Source organism: Solwaraspora sp. WMMB335 (genome assembly GCF_049179075.1).
GTDB lineage: Bacteria > Actinomycetota > Actinomycetes > Mycobacteriales > Micromonosporaceae > Micromonospora_E.
Genome location: NZ_JBMHMF010000001.1, coordinates 6,280,822 through 6,302,353, shown reverse-complemented (window position 1 = coordinate 6,302,353; position 21,532 = coordinate 6,280,822). Strand labels below are relative to the sequence as shown.

The following is a 21,532-nucleotide window of genomic DNA, read 5'->3' as shown; positions in this document are numbered from 1 at the left end:
CGTGCAGAGTCTGCTCGCCGGTCTGGTGTCAGCGCTGGCCGACGAGCAGGCCGACAGCGTGGTCTGGACGGCTGACCTGACCCGGGCCGACAGCGTGTCGCAGTGGGTGGCGGCACTGGTCGACGAAATCGGCGCCGGGCTGCCGGACGACCACGAGACGCAGGTCGCGGGGGTGGCTTGGCGCAACGGCGTACGGCTGAGTCGTGGGCTGGAGCCGGTGCCGGCGGCACCGGACCTGGCGACACCCGACGGGGTGCAGCTGATCGTCGGCGGCACCGGTGGTGTCGGCGCGGCGCTCGCGGCGGACCTCGCCGCTCGGGGACGGTCCAGGCTGGTGCTGGCCGGGCGGTCCGCCGCACCGGCGGACGGGCTGCTGGCGGAGCTTCGGCGGCTGGGTGCCGAGGTCGAGTACCGACGCTGTGACATCACGGACGCGGCCGACGTCGACGCGTTGATCGCCGGGCTGCCACCGCTGGCGGCGGTCTTCCACGCCGCCGGAGTGGTCCGACCCGGCCCGCTGCGCGGCAAGTCGCTGGCCGAGATCGACGAGGTACTGGCGCCGAAAGTACGTGGCAGTTTCCTGCTGGTCCGGGCATTGCACCGGTACGGCCAACACCCGGCGGCGGTGGTCGCGTTGTCTTCGGTGAGCGCGGTCGTCCCCGGCCTGGCCGGGGCGCTCGGCGACTACGCCGCGGCGAACGCCTTTCTGGACGGGTTCGCCGCCGCCGAGCAGGCCGCCGGTCGCTCCCTGCGGACGGTGGCGTTCACCGCCTTGACCGGCACCGGCATGGCCGCCTGGCCGGGACTGGCCGACAAGCTGGCCGCGCGTGGACTACCCGCGCTGCCGGTGGCCGAGGCGCTACCGGCACTGCACGCCGCGTTGCGGCGGTCGGCGACCAACCTGGTGGTCCTCCGCTACACAGCCACCGACACCACGGACACCAGCACCACGAACACCGACACCACGGACACCAGCACCACGAACACCAGCGGCCGCCCGGCCGACGAGCTGACCGGCCGGCTCCGCCGGCTGCTGGCCGCAGCCCTGGACAGGCAGCCGGCGGAGATCGCCGACGACGCCCCGTTCCTGGCGCTCGGGCTGGATTCGCTGGCCGCGATCGACCTGGTCAAGTCCTTGGAGGAGGAGCTGGGCCGGCGACTGCCGACCACCTTGTTCTTCGAGCACGGCACCGTCGGGGAGTTGGCCACCCGGCTCGCCGCCACAGAGCAGCCGGCGCCGATCGCGGATCGGCCCGCAGCGCCTGCGGGCCTGCCCGCGTCGTCGCAGGAGTTCCCACTCAGCCCGGTCCAGTCGGCGTTCCACACCCAGCAGCAGCTCTACCCCACCGTGGCGGCGTACGGCTTTGTCCGACACTCCGTCACCGGCGAACTGGACGCAGACCTGCTCGGTCGGGCACTGGCCGTGCTGGTGCGCCGGCATCCGATGCTCCGCGTACGGATGCTGCCGGACACCGATGACGGCTCCGCACCACGCCAGCTGATCGGCCCGGACTGCCCGTTGTCCGTCTGGTACGAGGTGCGCGACCTCGATCGCCCGGTGGACGTGTTCACCGAGGAACTGTGCAACGAGCCCATCGACCTGACCCGGCAGCCGGCGCTGCGGGCCGTTCTCGCCCGCACCGACGCCGGATCGGCACATCTGCTGCTGGTACTGCATCACGCGGCCGGCGACGGGGCGAGTCTCGGCGTTCTCAGCACCGAACTGTGGACGGCGTACGCGAGCCTGGTCGCCGGCATCGAACCGGACCTCGCGCCGCTACCGGCGACCTTCCGCGACCACGTCGAACAGGCCGAGCCGGCGACCGAACGGGACCTGGCGTTCTGGCGCGAGACGCTGGCCGGGTGGGCGGGCGGGCTGGCGCTGCCGTGGCGCGACGACCCGGCGGCCGAACCGGTGGGACCGTACGCCGCGCAGCAGGCACTGCTACCCGCGACCACCGTGGCCCGGCTGGACCGACAGGCAGCCGCGGCCGGCGTGTCCCTGTTCCATCTGCTGCTCGCCGGATATCTGCGCTGCCTGGCCCGCTGGACCGGACGGCGGACGGTCACCGTGAACGTTGCCCGAGCCGGACGCGCCGCCCGGCTACCCGGTCTCGACCTGGTCGTCGGACCGTTCGCCGACACCTTGCCGGTCACCGTCGACGTGGCTGCGGACGAGCCTGCGGTGGCGCTCGCGGACCGGGTCCGGCTGGCCTGGTTGGTCAGTGAACGGCACGGCTCGCTCAGCACGGTGGACCTGGCGCGGCTGGCTCCCCGATCAGGTGGGCCGGCCCGCGCCGCTGGCCCGGCGGGCTTCAGCTTCGCCCGGTTCCGGCTCCCGCCGATGCCGGGCTGCCCGGTGCGGGTATCGGCGGTCGCGGCCGGCACCGCGTCGGCGGCCACCCGGCTCGGACTGCTGTGCTGGCCGGACGGCGCCGACCTGCGGATGTCCTGGAATCATCCGGTCGCCCGACTCGACCGGTCGACGGTGGTCGACTTCGCGGACGGGTACCTGGCGGAACTCGACGCGATCGCGAACTCCGTCGCCACCGGGCAGAGGCCGGCCGACGGGGCGGCCACCGGGCCGGCAGGCACGGACCTCGGGCATGCCGGCGGGCAGCCACCCGACGACGTGACACAACGGATCCGGCAGGTCTGCCGCCAGGATCCGGACGCCGTGGCGGTGGCGCAGCGGCGGCGACGGTTGACCTACGGCGCGCTGGACGCCGCCGCCGATCGGGTCGCAGACCTGCTCCGGCAGCGGGGTGTCCGGGCCGGCGACCTGGTCGGGCTGGTGGCGGAGCGGGGCGTCGGCGCCGTCGTCGCGATCGTCGCGGTGCTGCGGGCCGGTGCCGGCTGGGTCCCGCTGGAGGTGGCGCATCCACCGGCCCGGCACGCCGATCAACTGAGCCGGGCCGGGGTACAGGTGGTGCTGCACGATGCCGCGTCAGCGGAGGCGGCCACCGCACTCACCGGACTCACCGGACTCACCGGACTCACCGGACTCACCATGATCGATATTGACGCGGTCACCGATCGGCCGACCGATGGCGAGGCGACAGTGCGATCGGCGCCGATACCCGCACCAGCGGAACGAACCGCGTACGTGGTCTTCACGTCCGGCTCGACCGGACGGCCGAAGGGCGTACCGGTCAGCCACCGGTCGCTGGCGAACTACCTGGCCTGGGCGGTGACCGCGTTCGGCTACCAGCGCGACGACCGGCTGGCCCAGACCGCTCCGATCTGTTTCGACGCCTCGGTCCGGCAACTGCTGGCGCCGCTGCTCGTCGGGGCGACCGTGGTGGTGTTGCCGCCCGACGTCCTGCAGGACCCGCAGCGGCTGCTGCGGCAGGTCGAGCGCGATCGGCTCACCGTGTGGAGTTCGGTGCCGACCCTGTGGACGCAACTGTTGCGGGCGGCCGAGCAGCGCGCGGCGGCGGGCGATCGGCCCGACCTCACCGCGTTGCGCTGGCTGCACGTCGGCGGCGAAGCGCTACCTGCGGGGCAGGTACGGAGGTGGTTCGACCTGTTCGGTCCCGGGCACCGGATCACCAACCTGTACGGCCCGACCGAGACAACGATCAACGCGGCGTGGTTCGTGGTCGACCGTCGGCCGCCGGACGGCCTGCGCCGAATCCCGATCGGTCGCCCGGTGGCCGGCGCGGTGCTGGACGTCGTTGACGCCGACGGACGGCCGTGCCCGGCCGGCGACCCCGGCGAGTTGCAGATCGCCGGGCCCGGGCTGACCGATGGTTACCTGGCGGAACCCGGGTTGACGGCGGCCGCGTTCGTCCACCGGGCGGGACGGCGCTGGTACCGCAGCGGAGACCTGGTCCGGGTCGGCCCGACCGGGGACCTGGAGTTCCTGGGCCGGCTCGACGACCAGGTGAAGCTGCACGGCCTGCGGATCGAGCCGGGCGAGATCGAGGCGGCACTCGGCACCCATCCGGCGGTGCTCGCGGCCGCAGTGCTGCTGCGGCCGGAACCGCATCCCCGGCTGGTCGCGTACGTGCAGGTCGCGCCGCAGGCCAACGGCTCGGTGACGGAGTTGCGCCGGCATCTGGCCAGCCTGCTGCCCCGGCAGTGGATCCCGGCACGCATCCGGCTGGTCGACGCGCTGCCGGTCACCGCCACCGGCAAGGTGGACCGGTCACGGCTGCCCGGCGCGGCCGGCGACGCGTTGTTCGACGGGCCCGACAGCACGAGCGAGAGGCCCGGCGGTACGGGCGGCAGCGGGTCGGCGCCGGTCACCGCTACCGAGCGTCGGGTGGCCGAGGTGTGGCGCGACGTCCTGGGCGTACCGACGATCGGCCGCGACGACGACTTCTTCGTGCTCGGCGGGGATTCGATCCTGCTCATCGAGGTGTTCGCCCGGCTCCGGACGCAGGGCACGGCGCTCCCTCGGCCGACCGTCATCTACCAGCGGCCCACCCTGGGCGGCCTGGCGGCGGCGATCGACGCGGCGGCCGGACCGGCTGATCCCACCGAACCGGCCGAACCGGCCGAACCGGCTGGCCCGGGGCCTGGGCCGGTGGCAACGGTGGCCACGCCGGATGGCTGGGAGCCGTTTCCGCTGTCCCCGGCCCAGCAGGGGTTCCTGCTGGCCGAGGCCGCTGCCCCCGGCAGCAGTTCCACCTGGCTGGCCAGGTTGCGGCTGCGCGGTCCGGTGGATCCGGTCCGGTTCCAGCGGGCGGTCGACCTGCTGGTGGCCCGCCACCAGATGCTCCGGGTGGTCTTTCCGGCCGGTGCCCGGCCGCCGGTGCAGCAGGAGCTTCCGTCGACCTTGCGGTTGCCGGTCGACTTCGAGACGCTGGCCTCGCCAGGCTTGGTCGACGAACGGATCGCGGCCTACCGCCGTGACCGGATGCGGCCGTGGGCGTGGCCGTTGCTGCGGCTGCACCTGCTGTCGGTCGACGCCGTGGATCACGTCCTGGTGGTGCATGCCCACCACCTGATCGGCGACGGTTACAGCGCCGCTCTGTTCGGCCGGGAACTGCTGGCGCTGTACGACGGCGGGCTGGTGCAACAGGCACCGGCCCGGCTGACGTTCCGCGAGTACGTGCACTGGCTGCGGCGGTGGCAGGCGGCCGGCGATCCGGCGGCGCAGCGCTGGTGGCGGGAACGGTTCGCGGGCTACCGGGCGCCGGTGCTGCGTACCACCGTCGTGACCGGACCGGAGCCGGGCCGCACCGCCGGATTCACCCTGCCCGCTCCGGCCATCGGCCGACTGCGCCGGCTCGCCGCCGACGCCGGCACCAGCTTGTACGCACCGGTGTTCACCGCGTACCACCGGGCGTTGGCGCGGCTGACCGGGTGTACCGATCTGGTGCTGGGGTTGGCGGTCACCGGCCGGGACCATCCACTGCCCGACCTGCAACTGCTGTTCGGGCCGTGTGCCGTCATCCTGCCGGTGCGGCTGGATGCGGCCGGGCCGTTCGTCGCCGCCTTGGCGCTGACGGCCGCCGAGGTGGCAACCGTGCGGCGGTACGGTGCGCAGGCCGATCCCACCCGACAGGGTCAGGGCATGGTGCTGCACGGATCCCAGTTCATCTTCAGCTTCCTGGACTTCGCCGGTGTCGGCCCGCCCGGTGACGGCGGCCTGACGATCGACTGGGACGACGCGGACGCCGACCTGGAACCGCCGCCGGTCGGCACCGACGTGCTGCTGACCGCCCGACCGGTCAGCTCCGGCGGGCTGCGGGTGACCGTCCGCGCCGCCGCCGCGATTTCGGCCGAGGTCCTCGCGGAGTTCGTGACCAGGCTGGAAGCCGATCTCGTCGACGCGGACGGTGTCGGTACCGGCGGTGCGGGCCGTGTCGGTACCGGCGGTGCCGCCGACGCCGCGCTGGACGCGGCGATCGTCGGCTATCTGCCCGCGCCGGCGCAGCTGGCCGCGCTCGCCGGGGCGCCGGCGGACACGTTGTCCCGGGAACAGGTGCGCCAGCTCCTGTTCCCGGACCGGGCTCCCCGGGTGTTGGAGGAGCTGACCACGCCGCTGGGCCGGTCCGGGTTCGTCTGCCTGCCGCTGTTCGCCGACGAGCTGGACGGGCATGCCGGCACCAACGGGCCGGAACTGGCCGAGGCCGCTGCCGCGGGAGTCGATCTCGCCGCTCGGCGGGGGGCGGCGTGCGTGTCACTCGCCGGGCTGCTGCCGGCGCTCACCGGGTACGGATTCGAGGTGCTCCGGCGGGTCCGGTCGGACGCGGCGCTGACCACCGGGCACGCGACGACCGCCACCGCCGTGGTGCTCAGCGTGCTCGCCGCGCTGGCGCTGGCCAGGCGGGAGCTCGCTGTCGGCACGTTGGCGGTGGTCGGCGTGGGCTCGATCGGCCGGTCCGCGCTCGAACTGCTGCTGGCCCACGGTGGGCGGCATCCGGGCCGGATCGTGCTGGTCGACGTGGCCGGCAGCGGGCAGCGGCTCGCCGGCTACCGAACACGGCTACGGGATCTGGGGTACGACGGCGAGCTGTGCCTGGCCGAGGCGACGCCGCAGGCTCCCCCGCAGGTCTACACCGCCGCCACCATCGTCGCCGCGGTGAGCGGTGCGGTCGAGGTCATCGACGTACGCCGGCTGCGGCCCGGAACGATCCTGGTGGACGACTCGTTCCCGCACTGTGTGAGTCCGACGCGGGCGCTGCACCGAATGCGCCGTGACGGTGACGTGCTGGTCACCGGCGGCGGTCTGGTCAGCTGTGGGACGGTCCGGCGCAGCCTGCCGGCCGGGTTGCCGTCGGTCGCGGCCGCCGGGTACGCCGCGGCGCGGGGCGGGCTGCCCGGTACCGTGGCGTCCTGTCAGCTGGAGTCGCTGCTGCGGGCTGGCCGGCCGGACCTGCCCCTGGTGCACGGCCTGGTGGACACCGGGCAGGCGGATGCCTACTGGTCGGCCGCACGACGGGCCGGGGTGACGGCGGCGCCGCTGCACCTGGGCGATGTCGCGGTGGCACCGCTGGTCGCCGGGCGGCTTCCGGCACCACCCGACGACCCGTACGGGAGGCAGTGATGCAGCGACAGGGCGACCCGCCCGCAGGTGGCGGTCCCGGCGTCGACCGGGTCCTTGACCGGGTCCGCCAGCGGCTGGACCGACTCGATCCGACTGGCGCGTACCAGGCCGTTCAGGCCGGGCAGGCGGTGTTGATCGACATCCGTCCGGCCGCGCAGCGGGCCACGTACGGGGAGATTCCCGGTGCCCACGTCATCGAACGCAACGTCCTGGAGTGGCGGCTGGATCCGCTGGGCGACGCCCGGCTGCCGCTCGCCGACGATCCGCGGTTACGGCCGGTCGTCGTCTGCCAGGAAGGCTATGCCTCCTCGCTCGCGGCCGCGTCGCTGCAGGACATCGGGCTGCCCTTGGCCACCGACCTGGCTGGTGGGTTCGCCGCCTGGCAGGCCGCCGGCCTGCCGGTGACCGCCGCTGGCTGAGCACCACCGTCACCGGCCATTGAGTGCCGGGCCGGCGACTGATCGAATAGACCCGCCGTACGCCCGCCGCACGTGACCGGCGTAGGCATGCCCACCGGGTCGATCCGAGGAGCCGAGATGGACAGACCACGTCCGATGACCGCCACGCTGGGCGCGGTGGCAATCCTGCTGGCCGGCACCGGGCTCGGCGCCTGCAGCCCGCAGGAGGAGCCGCCGGACATCACCCCGTCGGCCGGGGCGTGCAACCCCCAGTGGCTGGACACCCTCGTCCCGGGCGCACTCACCATCGGCACCGACCAGCCGGCGTACCCGCCGTGGTTCGTCGACGACTCACCGGAAAGCGGCGGTGGTTTCGAAGGTGCCGTGGCGTACGCGGTCGCCAGCCGACTCGGCTACGAGCCGGACGAGGTGACCTGGGTCCGGGTGCCGTTCAACAACGCGATCGCGCCGGGGCCCAAGGAGTTCGATTTCGACATCAACCAGTTCTCGATCACCGAGGAACGCCGGGCCGCGGTCGACTTCTCCAGCCCGTACTACGACGTCACGCAGGCGGTGATCGCGCTGGACGGCACGCCCGCGGCCGAGGCCACCTCGCTGGCCGAGTTGACGGCGGTCAAGCTGGGCGCCCAGGTCGGCACCACCAGCTACCGGGCGATAACCGAGATCATCGGCCCGGACACCGAGCCGGCGGTGTTCAACAACAACGACGACGCCAAGGCTGCCCTGGGCAACGGCACGATCGACGCACTGGTGCTGGACCTGCCCACGGCGTTCTACATGACAGCGGCCGAGATCGACGGCGCCCGCGTCGTCGGCCAGCTAGGCCAGCCGTCCGGCGAGCCGGAGCAGTTCGGTCTGGTGCTGGACAAGGGGTCGACGTTGACCGAGTGCGTCAGCTCCGCAGTCGACACGCTACGCGCCGACGGCACGTTGGCCGCTCTGGAGGCGCAGTGGCTGGCCGAGGTGGCCGGCGCGCCGGTGCTGACCTGAGCCGTGTCCACCGTCGACGAGGACCGCTACCAGCCGGAGGACGGCTACCAGCCGAGCGAGCTGCACCGCCGGCGTCAGGCGTACCGCCGCCGGCAGAGCGTCCGCTCGGTGCTGGTCGCCGCCGCGTCCACCGCGCTGGTCGGCACCGTCGGAATCGTCGCCGTGGCCAACGCCCCCGGCTGGCCCCGGGTCCAGCGGTCGTTCTTCGACCCGGCGGTCGCGCTGGACGCGCTGCCCGCCGTGCTGGGCGGGCTGTGGCTCAACGTACGGCTGCTGGTGTTCTGCGCGGCCGGCGCGCTGGCGCTGGGGCTGGCGATCGCGCTGGCCCGCACGCTGCGCCCGGCGGTGTTCTTCCCGCTGCGGGTGGCGGCCACCTCCTACACGTACGTGTTCCGGGGCGCGCCGTTGATCATCGTGCTCTACCTGTTCGCGTTCGGCGTCCCCGGGCTGCGGCTGGCCGGCACGCCGTCGGTGCTGGTGCTCGGCGGCTGCGCCCTGGTGATCACGTACGGCGCCTACCTGGCCGAGGTCTTCCGGGCCGGCATCGAGTCGGTGCATCCGGCGCAGCGGGCCGCCGCCCGATCCCTCGGGCTCAGCTACGCGCAGACCATGCGGTACGTGGTGTTGCCGCAGGCGGTCCGGCGGGTCGCTCCGCCACTGCTGAACGACCTGGTCGCGTTACAGAAGGACGTCGGGCTGATCTCGCTGGCCGGGCCGGTGGACGCGATCCGGGCCGCGCAGATCGAGACCGCCACCAGCTACAACTTCACCCCGTACGTGGTGGCCGGAGTGCTGTTCATCCTGATGGCCATCCCGTTGGTGGCGGTCACCGACGCGGTGACGGTACGGGCGGCCCGGCGGCAGACCTGGGCGGGCACCACGTGACGCCCGTGCTCGCCTGCCGCCGGGTGCGCAAGGTGTTCGGTGGTCGGGTGGTGCTGCGTGACCTCGATCTGGAGGTCGCCGAGCACGAGGTGGTGGCGTTGATCGGCGCGTCCGGCTCCGGCAAGTCGACGCTGTTGCGCTGCGTCAACCTGTTGGAGACGGTGGACGACGGCACCATCGCGCTCGACGGGCGGGACATCACCGACCCCCGGATCGACGCGGACAAGGTACGCCAGCGTGTCGGCCTGGTGTTCCAGTCGTTCAACCTGTTCCCCCACCTGACCGTGTTGGACAACGTCACGCTCGCGCCGCGGCGGGTGCACCGGATCGGCCGGGCCGAGGCACGGCGGCGGGCGATGGAGTTGCTGGACCGCGTCGGGCTGGCCGAGCACGCCGATCAGTACCCGGACCGGCTCTCCGGCGGGCAACAGCAGCGGGCGGCGATCGCCCGTACACTGGTCAACAACCCGCGCCTGCTGCTGCTCGACGAGGTCACCTCCGCGCTCGACCCGGAGCTCGTCGGCGAGGTCCTCGCCCTGATCCGTCAGCTCGCCGACGACGGGACGACGATGCTGATCGCGACGCACGAGATGGCCTTCGCCCGCGGCGTCGCCGATCGGGTCTGCTTCCTCGACGGAGGGGTGGTCGTCGAGCAGGGACCGCCCCGGCAGGTCCTGGACGCTCCGGAGCACCCCCGCACCCAGCGGTTTCTGAGCCGGGTCACCGGCTCCTGGACAGGCTGACGCGGGGCCGGGTCACCGGCTCCTGGACAAGCTGACGCGGGGCCGGGTCACCGGCTCCTGGACAAGCTGACGGCGAACCGATCGGCCGGGTCGGTCCACCAGTGCGCCAGTTCGAAGCCGGCGGCGGCGAGTTCGGCGGCCACCCCGGATCGATGGAACTTGGCCGACACCTCGGTACGCAGCTCCTCTCCGGCGGTGAACGGCACGGTGAGGTCGAGGTCGGCGACCTGAACCCGCATGTCGTGCCGGGCGCGCAACCGCATCTCGATCCATTCCTGGTCGGTGTCCCAGTGGGCGACGTGGTCGAAGGCCGCCGGGTCGAAGTCGGCGCCGAGTTGCCGGTTGAGTACGTGCAACACGTTGCGGTTGAACTCGGCGGTCACCCCCTGGCTGTCGTCGTAGGCGGCGACCAGGGTGCCTCGGTCCTTGACCAGGTCGGTGCCGAGCAGCAGCCAGTTACCCGGGCCGAGGACCCGGCGCAGCGTGGCGAGGAACACGGCCCGCTCGGATGGCACCAGGTTGCCGATGGTGCCGCCGAGGAACGCGACGAGGCGGTCCGGCCCGGCCGGGATCCGGTCCAGGTGCCGGGTGAAGTCACCGACGATCGCGTGTACGGGCAGGCCCGGATAGTCGCGCTCGATCGCGGCGGCGGCGTCGCGCAGCGCGGCCTCGGCGACGTCCAGCGGGACGAACCGGTCGAGGCTGCCGTGCCGGCGCAGCGCGTCGAGGAGTAGCCGGGTCTTCTCCGACGAGCCGGAGCCCAGCTCGATCAGGGTGCGGGCGCCGGTGATCCCGGCGATGTCGGACGCATGCGCGGTGAGCGCGGCCCGTTCGGCCCGGGTCGGGTAGTACTCCGGCAGCTCGGTGATGCGTTCGAACAGCTCACTGCCGTACTTGTCGTAGAACCACTTCGGTGGCAGCCACTTCGCCGGGGCGGTGAGCCCGGCCCGGGCGTCGGCCCGCAGCGACTGTCGCAGGTCGGCGTCGGTCAGCTCGATGTCGATGTGCACAGCGCCTCCAGGGTGTAGGTGGACCGCTCCGCGACGACCAGGTGGCGGTCCGGGACCGCGGTCCACGCCGGGTCGTCGTCGGCCGGTTCCGACGCGATGGTCAGCCGGTCGGCACCGGCCAGGATGGACAGGGAGTGCCCGGCGGTGCTGGCCCAGGCTCGCCGACCGTCGGTGAGCAGCAGGTTGAGCCGCGATCGCGGGGCGACGGCCAGCACGTCGGTGATCGTCCCGGCGATCGCCGTGCCGGGGTCGGCGCCGCTGCGCAGTCGGCGCCGGATCAGCGCCCACAGCAGGGCGGAGTCGGTCGGCGCGTCGAGGGTGAGCAGATCGGTCACCGGCAGCCTGGCGGCCAGCTCGGCAACGCTGTGCGGCCAGCCGGGCACCACGCCGTTGTGGCTGAACAGCCAGGGTCCGTCGATGAACGGAGCGCAGGCGGCTTCCGCGACCGGCATGCCGGTGGTGGCCGATCGGACCGCGGCCAGCACTGCGCCGGCGGTGGTGGCACGCCCGAGTTCGACGAACCCGGGGTCGGCCCAGATCGGTGTGGCCCGGCGGTAGCGGACCGGCCCGGACGGGGTGTACCAGCCGACACCGAAGCCGTCGGCGTTGACGGTGCCACCGCCGCGCATGTCCCGGGGTGCCCACGACTGCCGGTACAGCCCGTGCGGCGGATCGATCAGCAGGGCCGCCAGGCTCGCTGGCGGCCCCAGATAGATCTGGTGGCGGCACACTAGCCGGCCTCGCCGGGCAGCGGATCGCGGGCGGTGCGGAAGCCGCTGAAGATCTGCCGACGGATCGGGTAGTCCCAGTTGCGGAACGTTCCCCGGCAGGCGGCCCGGTCGGTGCCGAACGACCCGCCCCGCAGCACCCGGTAGTCGCGGCCGAAGAACACCTCGGAGTATTCGCGGTACGGGAAGGCGGTGAACCCGGGGTAGCCGTCGAACCAGGTGGCGGTCCACTCCCACACGTCACCGATGAGTTGGTGCACACCGCTCGGCGAGGCGCCCGCCGGGTGGGCGCCGACCGGGGCCGGGGCCAGGTGACGCTGACCGAGGTTGGCGTGCTCGGGCCGCGGGTCGTCGTCGCCCCACGGGTAGCGGCTGGAGCGCCCGGTCGTCGGGTCGAACCGGGCGGTTTTTTCCCACTCCGCCTCGGTCGGCAGCCGCCGGCCGGCCCAGTTCGCGTACGCCTCGGCTTCGTACCAGCAGACGTGGACGACCGGTTCGTCGGGCACGATCCGGCTGCGCCGACCGAACCGGGAGTAGCTGCCGTCGCCGTGCCAGTGCATCGGGGCGGTGAGCCCGGCCCGTTGGCGGTATGCCCAGCCGTGAGTGCTCCACCACCGCTGGTCGTGGTAGCCGTCGTCGTCGACGAACTGCTGGTACTGCGCGTTCGTGACCGGCACCCGGTCGATCCAGAACGCCGGTACGTCGACAGTGTGCGCCGGGCGTTCGTTGTCCAACGCCCATGGCTCGGTCGACGTGCCCATGGTGAACGGTCCGGCGGGGATCAGCGCTTCCCCTTCGACGTGCCCCACGGCGGCCGGCGGCGGTTGCGCGGTGAGCACGGCCGGCCCGGCGCGTAGCTGATGGGTAGCCAGCATCGTCTCGTCGTGCTGCTGTTCGTGCTGCACGATCATGCCGAAGGCGAACCCCTGCTCGACGAGTGGACGACCGTCGAAGCTGACCGTGTCGAGCAGGTCGAGCACCTGGTCGCGAACCGTGCGCGTGTATGCCCGCGCCTCGGTGGGGTCGAGCAGCGGCAGGGTGGGCCGCACGGCGCGGGCGTGCTTGAACGCGTCGTAGAGATGGTCGATGTCGGCGCGTACCGGCTCCCGGCCGCCGACGTCGCGGACCAGCCAGAGCTCCTCCTGGTTGCCGATGTGCGCGAGGTCCCACACCAGCGGCGACATCAACGGCGAGTGCTGACGGGTGAGGTCGCCGTCGTCGACGGGGTCGGTGAGCGCCCGGCTGCGGCGTCGGGCCCGGTCGAGGTCTCCGGCGAGTGCCGAGCGGACCTGGTCAGCGGTTCGCGCGGCGGTCGATCCAGCGGCGAAGTCGGTCACCTGGTTCCTCATTCCATGCCTGGTACGGACAGTTGCAGTCGACGGCGCAGGGCACTGGTCACGGTCGTGATGGTCTCGGCGGGCAGGTCGAGGTCGGTGAATCGGTCGCAGGCCAACTCGACAAGCGCGGCGGCGGACGTCGCGACGATCGGATCGGCGAGTCCGTGGCGGGCCGCCGGGAGCCACCGGTCGGTTGCGGGAGCGGCGTAGGCGATCGCGGTACGCAGCGTCTCGTCGCGGGCGAACAGCGCGGCGAGCACCGTCGCCGGCACTATCCAGTCGCGCTCCGGTTGCGCGTCGAGGTAACGGATCTCCAGATAGCCGCGCGGCCGCACCGGCGGAAACAGGGTGCTCAGATGCAGATCGAGATCGGCGTAGGTGGGTGGTCGTGGCGTGTTGGTGACGATCCACTCGCCGAAACTCATCGGTCCGGGCAGCCGCCAGCCGGCCGGGCCTTCGGCGACGAACAGCGGCGGAGTGTCGAGCACCCGCCGGACCCATCCGGCGACCGGATCCGGCTCAGGCGGGTGGGTGTGATCCGCCGGCGCGGCGGTGCGCACCGGGTCGAGGGTCAACCAGGTCTGCATCCGGCTCGACGCCCAACCGGTCTGCCGGCCGCCGCGCGCCGGTGAGTTGGCGAACAGCGCGAGCAGCGGCGGCCCGAGCAGGTGAGCGGCCGACCATCGAAGCGCCAGCTGCCGGTCGGTTCCGGCGTCCAAGCAGACCTGCAGACCAGCGGTACCGCACATCATGTCCGCTCCGGCCTGGCCCTGCCGGTCGAAGGCCGCAGCCATCGCGGCGTACCGGCGGTTGCGCAGGATCTGGTGGGGCGGCCGGTGCGGGTCGCAACCCTGGTGGCCGAGACACAGCCCGGCCAGGTCGAGTCGGCGGGTCAGCGTGGCGAGGTCGGCCGACGCGGCCAGGTGCAAGGTGTGGAGGGAGTCCGTCGGCGGGGTGGAGAGCTCCACCTGCCCGCCGGGTTCGACCGTGATCAGTCCACCGTGTGGAAGAGCAACGTGCGGGCTGGTCGGTCGCAGCGTCCTCGGGGCGTGGTCGCCGAGGGCACCGGTGAGGTCGTCGGGGTCGAGATGTCGCGCGGGCTGATCACGGTAGTGCACGGTCCATTCGAGTTCGAGGCCGATCCGGCGAGGCGGGCCGGTCTTGAAGCAGATCCGCGCGATGTATCCGGCGGCGGCCTGCAGATCGTCGATCGCCGTGCCGGCGGGACCGGTGCCCGTGGCAGTGGGACCGGCCGGCAGCGCGTCCGGCGGGTGAGGTGCCTTGGTCATCTGGCCTCCGATAGGAACAGGTCGCTCACGGACTGGCGATCAACCTTCGCCACCGTAGCGCCAGCGTCTGACATTCGCGGATGTTCCACCGGGTCACCACCGCCACCGGCATCCGACGTTCATCTTCGCGACATCGCCCGATCGGCGAGCATGCGAGGCGTCGGTCGGACTCGGCGCCAGCGGACTGCAAAATTCCTGCACGTCGATCCCTCTTGACGACAAGAAAGCCCTTTCCTAGGTTGATAACAACCGGGTTACACCACTGTCACCTACGCGTCTCATCGGCAGGCCGCCCGGCTCAGGAAGCCGCACCCTCCTGTGCCCGCGACGCCACCGACGCACCCCGCCCCGGCCGCCTGACCACAGCCCCTGCCTGGCCGAGCGCAGCCGCACCACCACGACGACCCACGTCCGCAGTTTGAATGACAGCGAGCCAGAAAAAGGATGATTTACATGTTCAAGTCAAAAAAAATCATCTTGGCATCACGCCGCCCTCTACTAGTGGTCACGACCCTGACGGCAGCAGCCACAGTCGTGGCCGCCACCGCGATGGCCAGCGCCTACGCGGCCGTGCTGCTCACCGAGAACTTCGACGATGGCATCGGCACATCGTGGAACCGCTCCGGTGGTAGCTGGTCGGTGATCACCGACGGCAGCGGCGTCTACCACCAGTCCAGCACCGGCAGCGACGCCAAGGCGCAAGCCGGCTCGACCAACTGGACCGACCAGTCGGTCCAGGCCCGGATCAAGCCGATCGCCTTCAACGGCACCGACCGCAGCGCCGGCGTGCTGGCCCGGGCGCAGAGCATGACCAGCTACTACCAGCTCGGCCTGTCGAACACCGGCCAACTGCAGCTGAGCAGACGGGTCGGCGGCAGTCCACAGGTGATCGCGGCGAGCACCGTGAACGTGGTCACCGGCACCTGGTACACGCTGCGGCTGGAAGCCTTCGGCACCAGCCTGCGCGGCTTCCTGAACGGCACCGAACTCGTCTCGGCCACCGACGCCAGCCTGGGCAGCGGCCGGGCCGGCCTGTTCACCCGGTACGCCAGCGCATCCTTCGACGACGTGCTGGTCGAGGACATCCCGTCGTCCGGCGGCCCCGGCACCCCCACGGCACCACCGTCCGGATCACCGACCGCGTCGCCACCGCCGACCGGCACCTGCGACACGTCCGCGCGGCCGACCGGGTTCGCGGCGGTGAACGCCTGGGGCCAGAACGGGACCACCGGCGGTGCCGGCGGGCCGACCATCGAGGTGGACACCGCCGCCGAACTTCTCGCCGCGATCGCCACGCAGGGACCGCTCAACATCTGCGTACGTGGCCTGCTCACGCTGCCGTCGACGCCGCAGATGCACGACGTCACCTCGGACAAGACGATCGTCGGTGTCGGTGCCGGTTCCGGCATCACCGGCGGCGGGCTCAACATCGGACTGCCGGTCGACAACGGGGTGACCAGCCCACCGGCCGACGCCGTGCACAACGTGATCATCCGGAACATGGTCTTCCGGGGAGCCACCGACGACTCGATCAACATCCAGATGTTCTCGCACCACGTCTGGGTCGACCACAGTGACCTGTCCCAGGGCTACGACGGTCTGCTGGACATCAAGCGCGGCTCGTCGTACGTCACCGTCTCCTGGAACCACTTCCACGACCACACGAAGAACATGCTGCTCGGCCACGACGACGGCAACGGCGCGCAGGACATCGGCCGGCTCAAGGTGACCTACCACCACAACTGGCTGGACAACACGCCACAGCGCAACCCGCGGGCCCGGTTCGGCGAGCCGGTGCACATCTACAACAACTACTTCTACCGCAACACCGACGCCGGGGTGGCCTGCCAGGCCGACGCCGGCTGCATGGTCGAGGGCAACTACTTCGACAGCGTCGAGGAACCCATCACCAACCGGTACGCCGGACCAACCGGGCGCTGTGTGGCCCGCGACAACGTGTACGCCGGCAACGAGCCCGGCCAGCCGGTGTGCAGCGGCAGCGTGCAGGAGCCCGGCGACTACTACGGCTACTCGCTGGACGACCCGGCCGACGTGATGGCGATCGTCACCGCCGGCGCCGGCGTGGGCAAGATCTGAGCCGGGGACGGAGGACAGCGATGCACCCCACGGTTCGACGTACCCTGATCGCCGCCACAGCCCTCGGGCTCGGCGCCGCGCTCGTCGCGGTCGGTCTGGCTCCCGTCGCCCACGCGGCCACCCTGTTCGGCAGCGACTTCGACGACGGTTCGGCCGGCGGCTGGTCCCGCTCCGGCGGCAGCTGGTCGGTGATCACCGACGGCACCGGGGTCTACCACCAGTCCAGCACCGGCAGCGACGCCAAGGCGCAAGCCGGCTCGACCAGCTGGACCGACCAGTCGGTCCAGGCCCGGGTCAAGCCGATCGAGTTCGGCGGCGGCGACCGCTTCACCGGTATCGTCGCCCGAGCCCAGAACATGACCAGTTACTACTTTCTGGCGCTGCGCGCCGATGGCACCGTGGTGCTCGGCCGTCGTGGCTCCGGCGGCTACACCACCCTGGACAGCGCACCGGCCGCGGTGACCACCGGCACGTGGTACACGCTGCGGTTGGAAGCCTTCGGCACCGGTCTGCGCGGCCACCTCGACGGGCGACTGGTGGTCGCCGCCGGCGACGGCACGTTGAGCACCGGGCGGATCGGGCTGGCCACGTACTACGCCAGCGCTTCCTTCGACGACGTCCAGGTGACCGACACCGCCGGCCCGACACCGACACCGAGCGTCACCATGTCACCGCCGACCACCCCGACCCCGACACCGACCGGACCACCGGTCAGCCCACCGCCGGTGCCGCAACCCGGCCAGCCGGACGGGTACGCGGCCGTGCCGGCCCTCGGCCTCGACGGCACCACCGGCGGCGTCGGCGGACCGACCGTACGGGTGGCCACCGCCGCCGAACTCGCTCAGTACGCGGGCGCCAACACCCCGTACGTCATCGAGGTCGCCGGCCGGATCCAGGTCTCCGGAATGGTCACCGTGGTGGCGGACAAGACGATCGTCGGCGTCGGTGCGACCGCGGAGATCGTCGGCGGCGGCCTGCAGATGGGCACCACCACCCGGCCGGGCGACAACGTGATCGTCCGCAACATCACGTTCCGGGACGCCGACGACGACTCGATCAGCGTGCACAACGGCTCGCACCACGTCTGGATCGACCACAACGAGTTCCACCCCGGGTACGACGGCTCGGTCGACGTCAAGCGGCGGTCGAGCTACGTCACCGTGTCCTGGAACCGGTTCCACGGCACCGACAAGAGCATGCTGCTCGGCCACTCCGACTCGTTCACCGAGGACATCGGATACCTGAAGGTCACCTACCACCACAACTACTTCGACGGGTCGAACCAGCGCCACCCCCGGGTGCGATTCGGCGAGCCGGTCCACGTCTACAACAACTACTACCGCGGCATCGGGCTCTACGGTGTCGTCTCCACCGAGAACGCGGGTGTGCTCGTCGAGGGCAACTACTTCGCCGATGTGGCCTACCCCTGCCACTCGGCCAGCGGCTACGCCGACTCGGGACCGGGGCGGCTGGTGCAGCGCGGCAACGTCTTCGTCCGCTCCGGAGGGTGCGAGACCAACGGAACAGTCGCCGAACCTGGCAGCTACTACTCGTACCGGCTGGACGACGCGGCGCAGATTCCGCAGATCGTCGCGGCCGGCGCGGGTGTGGGGAGGATCAACTGATGCGTGTGCGCAACCGGCGTCCATCGACCGCCACCGTCCTCGGCGGCGTCCTCGCCGTCATCCTGCTCGCCGTGACGTTCCTGGCCGGCAACACGCCGGCCCAGGCGGCGACCCTGTTCACCGACGACTTCGCCGACGGCAACCACAACGGCTGGAGTTCCTCCGGCGGCTCCTGGCGGGTCGAGCCGGTCGGCGGCGACCCGGCGCTCGTCCAGGGCGGCACCAGTGCCGACGCCCGGATGCGCAACGGGCAGTCGAGCTGGACCGACTACACCGTGTCGGCCCGGGTGCGGCCCACCGGCTTCGGCGCCGCCGGTGGCTTCACCGCGCTGGCCGCCCGCGCCCAGGGCAGCACCAGCTACTACTACCTGGCGCTCGGCGGCGACGGCACGCTGACCCTGGGCCGGCGGGCCGGCGGTACGCTCACCCCGTTGGCCGGCACCGTGCTGACGGTGGACACCGGCAGCTGGTACACGCTGCGGCTGACCGTGTCCGGTGCGAGTCTGGCCGGCCAGGTCGACGGCGGGCCGGCCCTGGCCGCGACCGACGCTACGTACGGCAGCGGCCAGATCGGGCTGCTGGCCCGATACGCCTCGGCCGCCTTCGACGACGTCACCGTCGTCACCGCCCCGCCTGGGCCAAGCCCCACCAGTCCCAGCCCCACCACCAGTCCCAGCCCGACCGCCGGGCCGACACCGAGCGCGTCGCCGTCACCCTCGGCGTCACCGACGACTGCCCCGACGCCGACCGTCGCGCCCACGGTCGCCCCGCCGCCGGCCGGGCAACCGGACGGCTGGGCCAGCGTCGCCGGCCTCGGCACGGCCGGCACCACCGGTGGTGCCGGCGGGCCGGTGGTCACCGTCGGCGACACCGCCGGCCTCCTGGACTACATCGCCCGCCCCGGGCCGTACGTCATCCAGGTCGCCGGCACGATCACGCTGCCCACCGGCACCAGTGACGGAATGTACGACGTGGCGTCGGACAAGACGATCGTCGGCCTCGGCGACGACGCCACGCTGTCCGGCGGTGGATTGAACATCGGTCTGCCGATCGACGACGACGTCATCGCGCCGCCGGCGTCCGCCGTACACAACGTGATCATTCGGAACCTGCACCTCACCGGGGCGACCGACGACCTGATCAACGTACAGATGTTCAGCCACCACATCTGGATCGACCACAACTCGTTCTCCAACGGCGACGACGGCGCGGTCGACATCAAGCGGGGCTCGGACCACGTGACGGTTTCCTGGAACCGCTTTTTCGACCACGACAAGACACTGCTGCTCGGGCACGACGAGGACGCCGGCCCGCAGGACATCGGCCGGCTGCGGGTCACCTACCACCACAACTTCTTCGACCGCTCCGACCAGCGCCACCCCCGGGTGCGCTTCTCCGCGTCGACCCACGTCTACAACAACTACTACTTCGACAACAGCTACGGGGTCGCGTCCACCTACGACGCCGCCGTGCTGATGGAGAACAACTACTTCTACAGCGTCAACAACCCGGGCCGGGTGATCTTCAGCGGCGACCAGGGTCGCATCGTCGAACGCGGCAACATCCTCGTCGACTGCAATCACCCGATCGAGACCCGCGGTACGGTGCCCGAGCCCAGCCAGTTCTACGGCTACCACCTCGACGCGGCGGCCGACGTCCCGACCATCGTCCCGGCCGGTGCCGGGGCGGGAAAGCTGGGCTGAGGCGATGAGTCCACCCACGGCAACGAGAGCTCTGCTGGCCGGCGGGCTGGCCGCGCTGGTCGCAGCGGCCACCTTGGCCGTCGCCGGAACCGCACAGGCGGCGACCCTGTTCACCGACGACTTCGGCGACGGCGACCACGCCGGCTGGAGCACCTCCGGGGGCAGTTGGGCGGTCACCGCCGACGGCGGGCCGGTGCTGCGTCAGGGCGGCACCAGCGCCAACGCCCGAGCGCTGGTCGGCGACGCCGGCTGGACCGACTACACGGTCACCGCCCGGGTGAAGCCGACCGTGTTCAACGGCAGCGACCGGTTCGCCGCCGTGCTGGCCCGGGTCGCCGCCAGCACCAGCTACTACTACCTGGCGCTACGCAGCAGCGACCGGGTCGAGCTGAAACGTCTCGTCGGTGGGTCGAGCACCACGCTGGCCAGCGTGGGGGTGCCGGTGGACACCGACACCTGGTACACGCTGCGGCTGACCGTCGCCGGCACCACCCTGACCGGTCAGGTCGACGGCGGCCCGCTGCTCACCGCCACCGACAGCACGTACGCGAGCGGCGGCATCGGGCTGGCCACGTTCAACGCCAGTGCCAACTTCGACGACGTCACGGTGACCACGACCGGCCCGATTCCGACACCGACCGAGCCCACCCCGTCGCTGTCACCGTCCGTACCGCCGACCACGGCCCCGCCGACCACCGCGCCGCCGACCGGGCCGCCACCGGTCACCGGTGACCAGCCGGACGGCTTCGCCAGCGTCGAAGCCCTCGGTCTGGCCGGCACCACCGGCGGCGCCGGCGGGCCGGTGGTCACCGCTGCCAACAGCGCCGACTTCCTGTCCTACATCGACACCCTCGGTCCGCTGATCATCCAGGTGCGGGGCACCATCCAGATCAGCAGCAAGCAGGGGGTACGGCCGAACAAGACCATCGTCGGCCTCGGTGACGACGCCGAGATCACCGGCGGCGGGTTGGACTTCTACCGGTCGTACAACGTGATCGTGCGCAACATCCACTTCACCGACGCCGAGGACGACGCGGTCAACGTCGGTCAGGAGTCGCACCACATCTGGATCGACCACAACACCTTCTCCGGCGCGGTGGACGGCTCCGTCGACGTGGTCCGCGGCGCGGACTATGTCACCATCTCCTGGAACCACTTCGACCACGCCGACAAGAGCATGTTGATCAGCCACTCCGACGGCGCCGGCTCGACCGACATCGGCAAGCTCAAGGTCAGCATCCACCACAACTTCTTCGACCACAGCCGGCAGCGCCACCCCCGGGTCCGGTTCGCCGAGCCGGTGCACGTCTACAACAACTACTTCCTCGACAACGAGTTGTACGGCGTCGCGTCGACCGAGAACGCCGGGCTGCTCGTGGAGGGCAACTACTTCGAGAACGTGCCGTACCCGATCTTCTCCGCCAGCGGCTACGCCGACAGCGGGCCGGGTCGGGCGGTGCAACGCGACAACGTCTTCGTCAACTCCGGCGTGCCGGAGACCACCGGTTCGGTGGTCGAGCCGGGCACCTACTACCCGTACCGACTCGATCCGGCGCCACAGGTGCCGGCGCTGGTCCGCGCTGGCGCTGGTGCCGGCCGACTCGGCTGATCCGACCCGTTCCGGCCGGGAGGTGCCGTGGCGGCACCTCCCGGCCGGGCGCGCATGTTCGGCCGGTCACCGGGTAGAGGGGTCGACGAGGACATCG

Annotated in this window: 13 protein-coding genes; 9 read left to right on the top strand and 4 right to left on the bottom strand. The window is 71.8% G+C overall.

The genetic code is table 11. The features are described 5' to 3' along the window. Position 1 precedes the first annotated feature (1 nt). From ACN27F_RS27120 to ACN27F_RS27100, 5 genes are all read left to right on the top strand, one after another. Positions 2 to 7,000 (top strand): amino acid adenylation domain-containing protein, encoded by a 6,999-nt coding sequence (locus ACN27F_RS27120; protein WP_421438153.1) that lies wholly within the window; start codon positions 2 to 4, stop codon positions 6,998 to 7,000. Then, complete coding sequence (locus tag ACN27F_RS27115; protein WP_421438152.1) at positions 7,000 to 7,419, top strand: rhodanese-like domain-containing protein; 420 nt, start codon at positions 7,000 to 7,002, stop codon at positions 7,417 to 7,419. Before ACN27F_RS27120 ends, ACN27F_RS27115 begins: the two co-directional genes overlap by 1 nt. Positions 7,420 to 7,536: 117 nt before the next feature. After that, complete coding sequence (locus tag ACN27F_RS27110; protein WP_421438151.1) at positions 7,537 to 8,409, top strand: ABC transporter substrate-binding protein; 873 nt, start codon at positions 7,537 to 7,539, stop codon at positions 8,407 to 8,409. Positions 8,410 to 8,412: 3 nt separating this feature from the next. Beyond that, positions 8,413 to 9,294 carry an amino acid ABC transporter permease gene (locus ACN27F_RS27105; protein ID WP_421438149.1) on the top strand — a complete coding sequence of 294 codons (882 nt, stop codon included), beginning with the start codon at positions 8,413 to 8,415 and terminating at the stop codon, positions 9,292 to 9,294. Continuing rightward, complete coding sequence (locus ACN27F_RS27100; protein WP_421438147.1) at positions 9,291 to 10,037, top strand: amino acid ABC transporter ATP-binding protein; 747 nt, start codon at positions 9,291 to 9,293, stop codon at positions 10,035 to 10,037. Before ACN27F_RS27105 ends, ACN27F_RS27100 begins: the two co-directional genes overlap by 4 nt. 47 nt (positions 10,038 to 10,084) lie before the next feature. Here the strand turns inward: ACN27F_RS27100 and egtD are convergent, their stop codons facing one another. From egtD to ACN27F_RS27080, 4 genes are read right to left on the bottom strand one after another with little or no spacing between them, the layout of a single operon-like run. Beyond that, positions 10,085 to 11,047: an L-histidine N(alpha)-methyltransferase gene (gene egtD, locus ACN27F_RS27095; RefSeq protein WP_421438145.1), complete on the bottom strand. Its 963-nt coding sequence runs from the start codon at positions 11,045 to 11,047 to the stop codon at positions 10,085 to 10,087. Next, a complete protein-coding gene (gene egtC, locus ACN27F_RS27090) occupies positions 11,026 to 11,778 on the bottom strand; it encodes an ergothioneine biosynthesis protein EgtC (RefSeq protein WP_421438144.1) in 753 nt (250 codons plus the stop codon). Before egtC ends, egtD begins: the two co-directional genes overlap by 22 nt. Beyond that, complete coding sequence (gene egtB / locus ACN27F_RS27085) at positions 11,778 to 13,124, bottom strand: ergothioneine biosynthesis protein EgtB (RefSeq protein WP_421438142.1); 1,347 nt, start codon at positions 13,122 to 13,124, stop codon at positions 11,778 to 11,780. The genes egtC and egtB overlap by 1 nt, the downstream gene beginning before the upstream one ends. Beyond that, entirely contained in the window at positions 13,121 to 14,401 is a 1,281-nt protein-coding gene (locus tag ACN27F_RS27080; protein WP_421438141.1) for a glutamate-cysteine ligase family protein, read from the bottom strand. Before ACN27F_RS27080 ends, egtB begins: the two co-directional genes overlap by 4 nt. A gap of 534 nt (positions 14,402 to 14,935) precedes the next feature. On the opposite strand from ACN27F_RS27080, the gene ACN27F_RS27075 reads away from it, so the two are divergent. The 4 genes from ACN27F_RS27075 to ACN27F_RS27060 are packed head-to-tail and all read left to right on the top strand — an operon-like array spanning position 14,936 to position 21,435. Further along, complete coding sequence (locus ACN27F_RS27075; protein ID WP_421438140.1) at positions 14,936 to 16,498, top strand: pectate lyase family protein; 1,563 nt, start codon at positions 14,936 to 14,938, stop codon at positions 16,496 to 16,498. 20 nt (positions 16,499 to 16,518) lie between these two features. Beyond that, positions 16,519 to 18,123 (top strand): family 16 glycoside hydrolase, encoded by a 1,605-nt coding sequence (locus tag ACN27F_RS27070; protein WP_421438138.1) that lies wholly within the window; start codon positions 16,519 to 16,521, stop codon positions 18,121 to 18,123. Next, entirely contained in the window at positions 18,123 to 19,826 is a 1,704-nt protein-coding gene (locus ACN27F_RS27065; RefSeq protein WP_421438136.1) for a pectate lyase, read from the top strand. Before ACN27F_RS27070 ends, ACN27F_RS27065 begins: the two co-directional genes overlap by 1 nt. Before the next feature lie 4 nt (positions 19,827 to 19,830). Next, the gene (locus ACN27F_RS27060; RefSeq protein ID WP_421438135.1) at positions 19,831 to 21,435 is read left to right on the top strand and encodes a family 16 glycoside hydrolase; all 1,605 of its coding nucleotides are present in this window, start codon (positions 19,831 to 19,833) and stop codon (positions 21,433 to 21,435) included. The last annotated feature ends 97 nt before the right edge of the window (positions 21,436 to 21,532 follow it).

Coding starts and splice junctions, on each gene's coding strand:
- ACN27F_RS27060 (WP_421438135.1), top strand. CDS start 19,831: ATGAGTCCACCCACGGCAACGAGAGCTCTGCTGGCCGGCGGGCTGGCC.
- ACN27F_RS27110 (WP_421438151.1), top strand. CDS start 7,537: ATGGACAGACCACGTCCGATGACCGCCACGCTGGGCGCGGTGGCAATC.
- egtB (WP_421438142.1), bottom strand. CDS start 13,124: ATGAGGAACCAGGTGACCGACTTCGCCGCTGGATCGACCGCCGCGCGA.
- ACN27F_RS27115 (WP_421438152.1), top strand. CDS start 7,000: ATGCAGCGACAGGGCGACCCGCCCGCAGGTGGCGGTCCCGGCGTCGAC.
- ACN27F_RS27065 (WP_421438136.1), top strand. CDS start 18,123: ATGCGTGTGCGCAACCGGCGTCCATCGACCGCCACCGTCCTCGGCGGC.
- ACN27F_RS27080 (WP_421438141.1), bottom strand. CDS start 14,401: ATGACCAAGGCACCTCACCCGCCGGACGCGCTGCCGGCCGGTCCCACT.
- ACN27F_RS27070 (WP_421438138.1), top strand. CDS start 16,519: ATGCACCCCACGGTTCGACGTACCCTGATCGCCGCCACAGCCCTCGGG.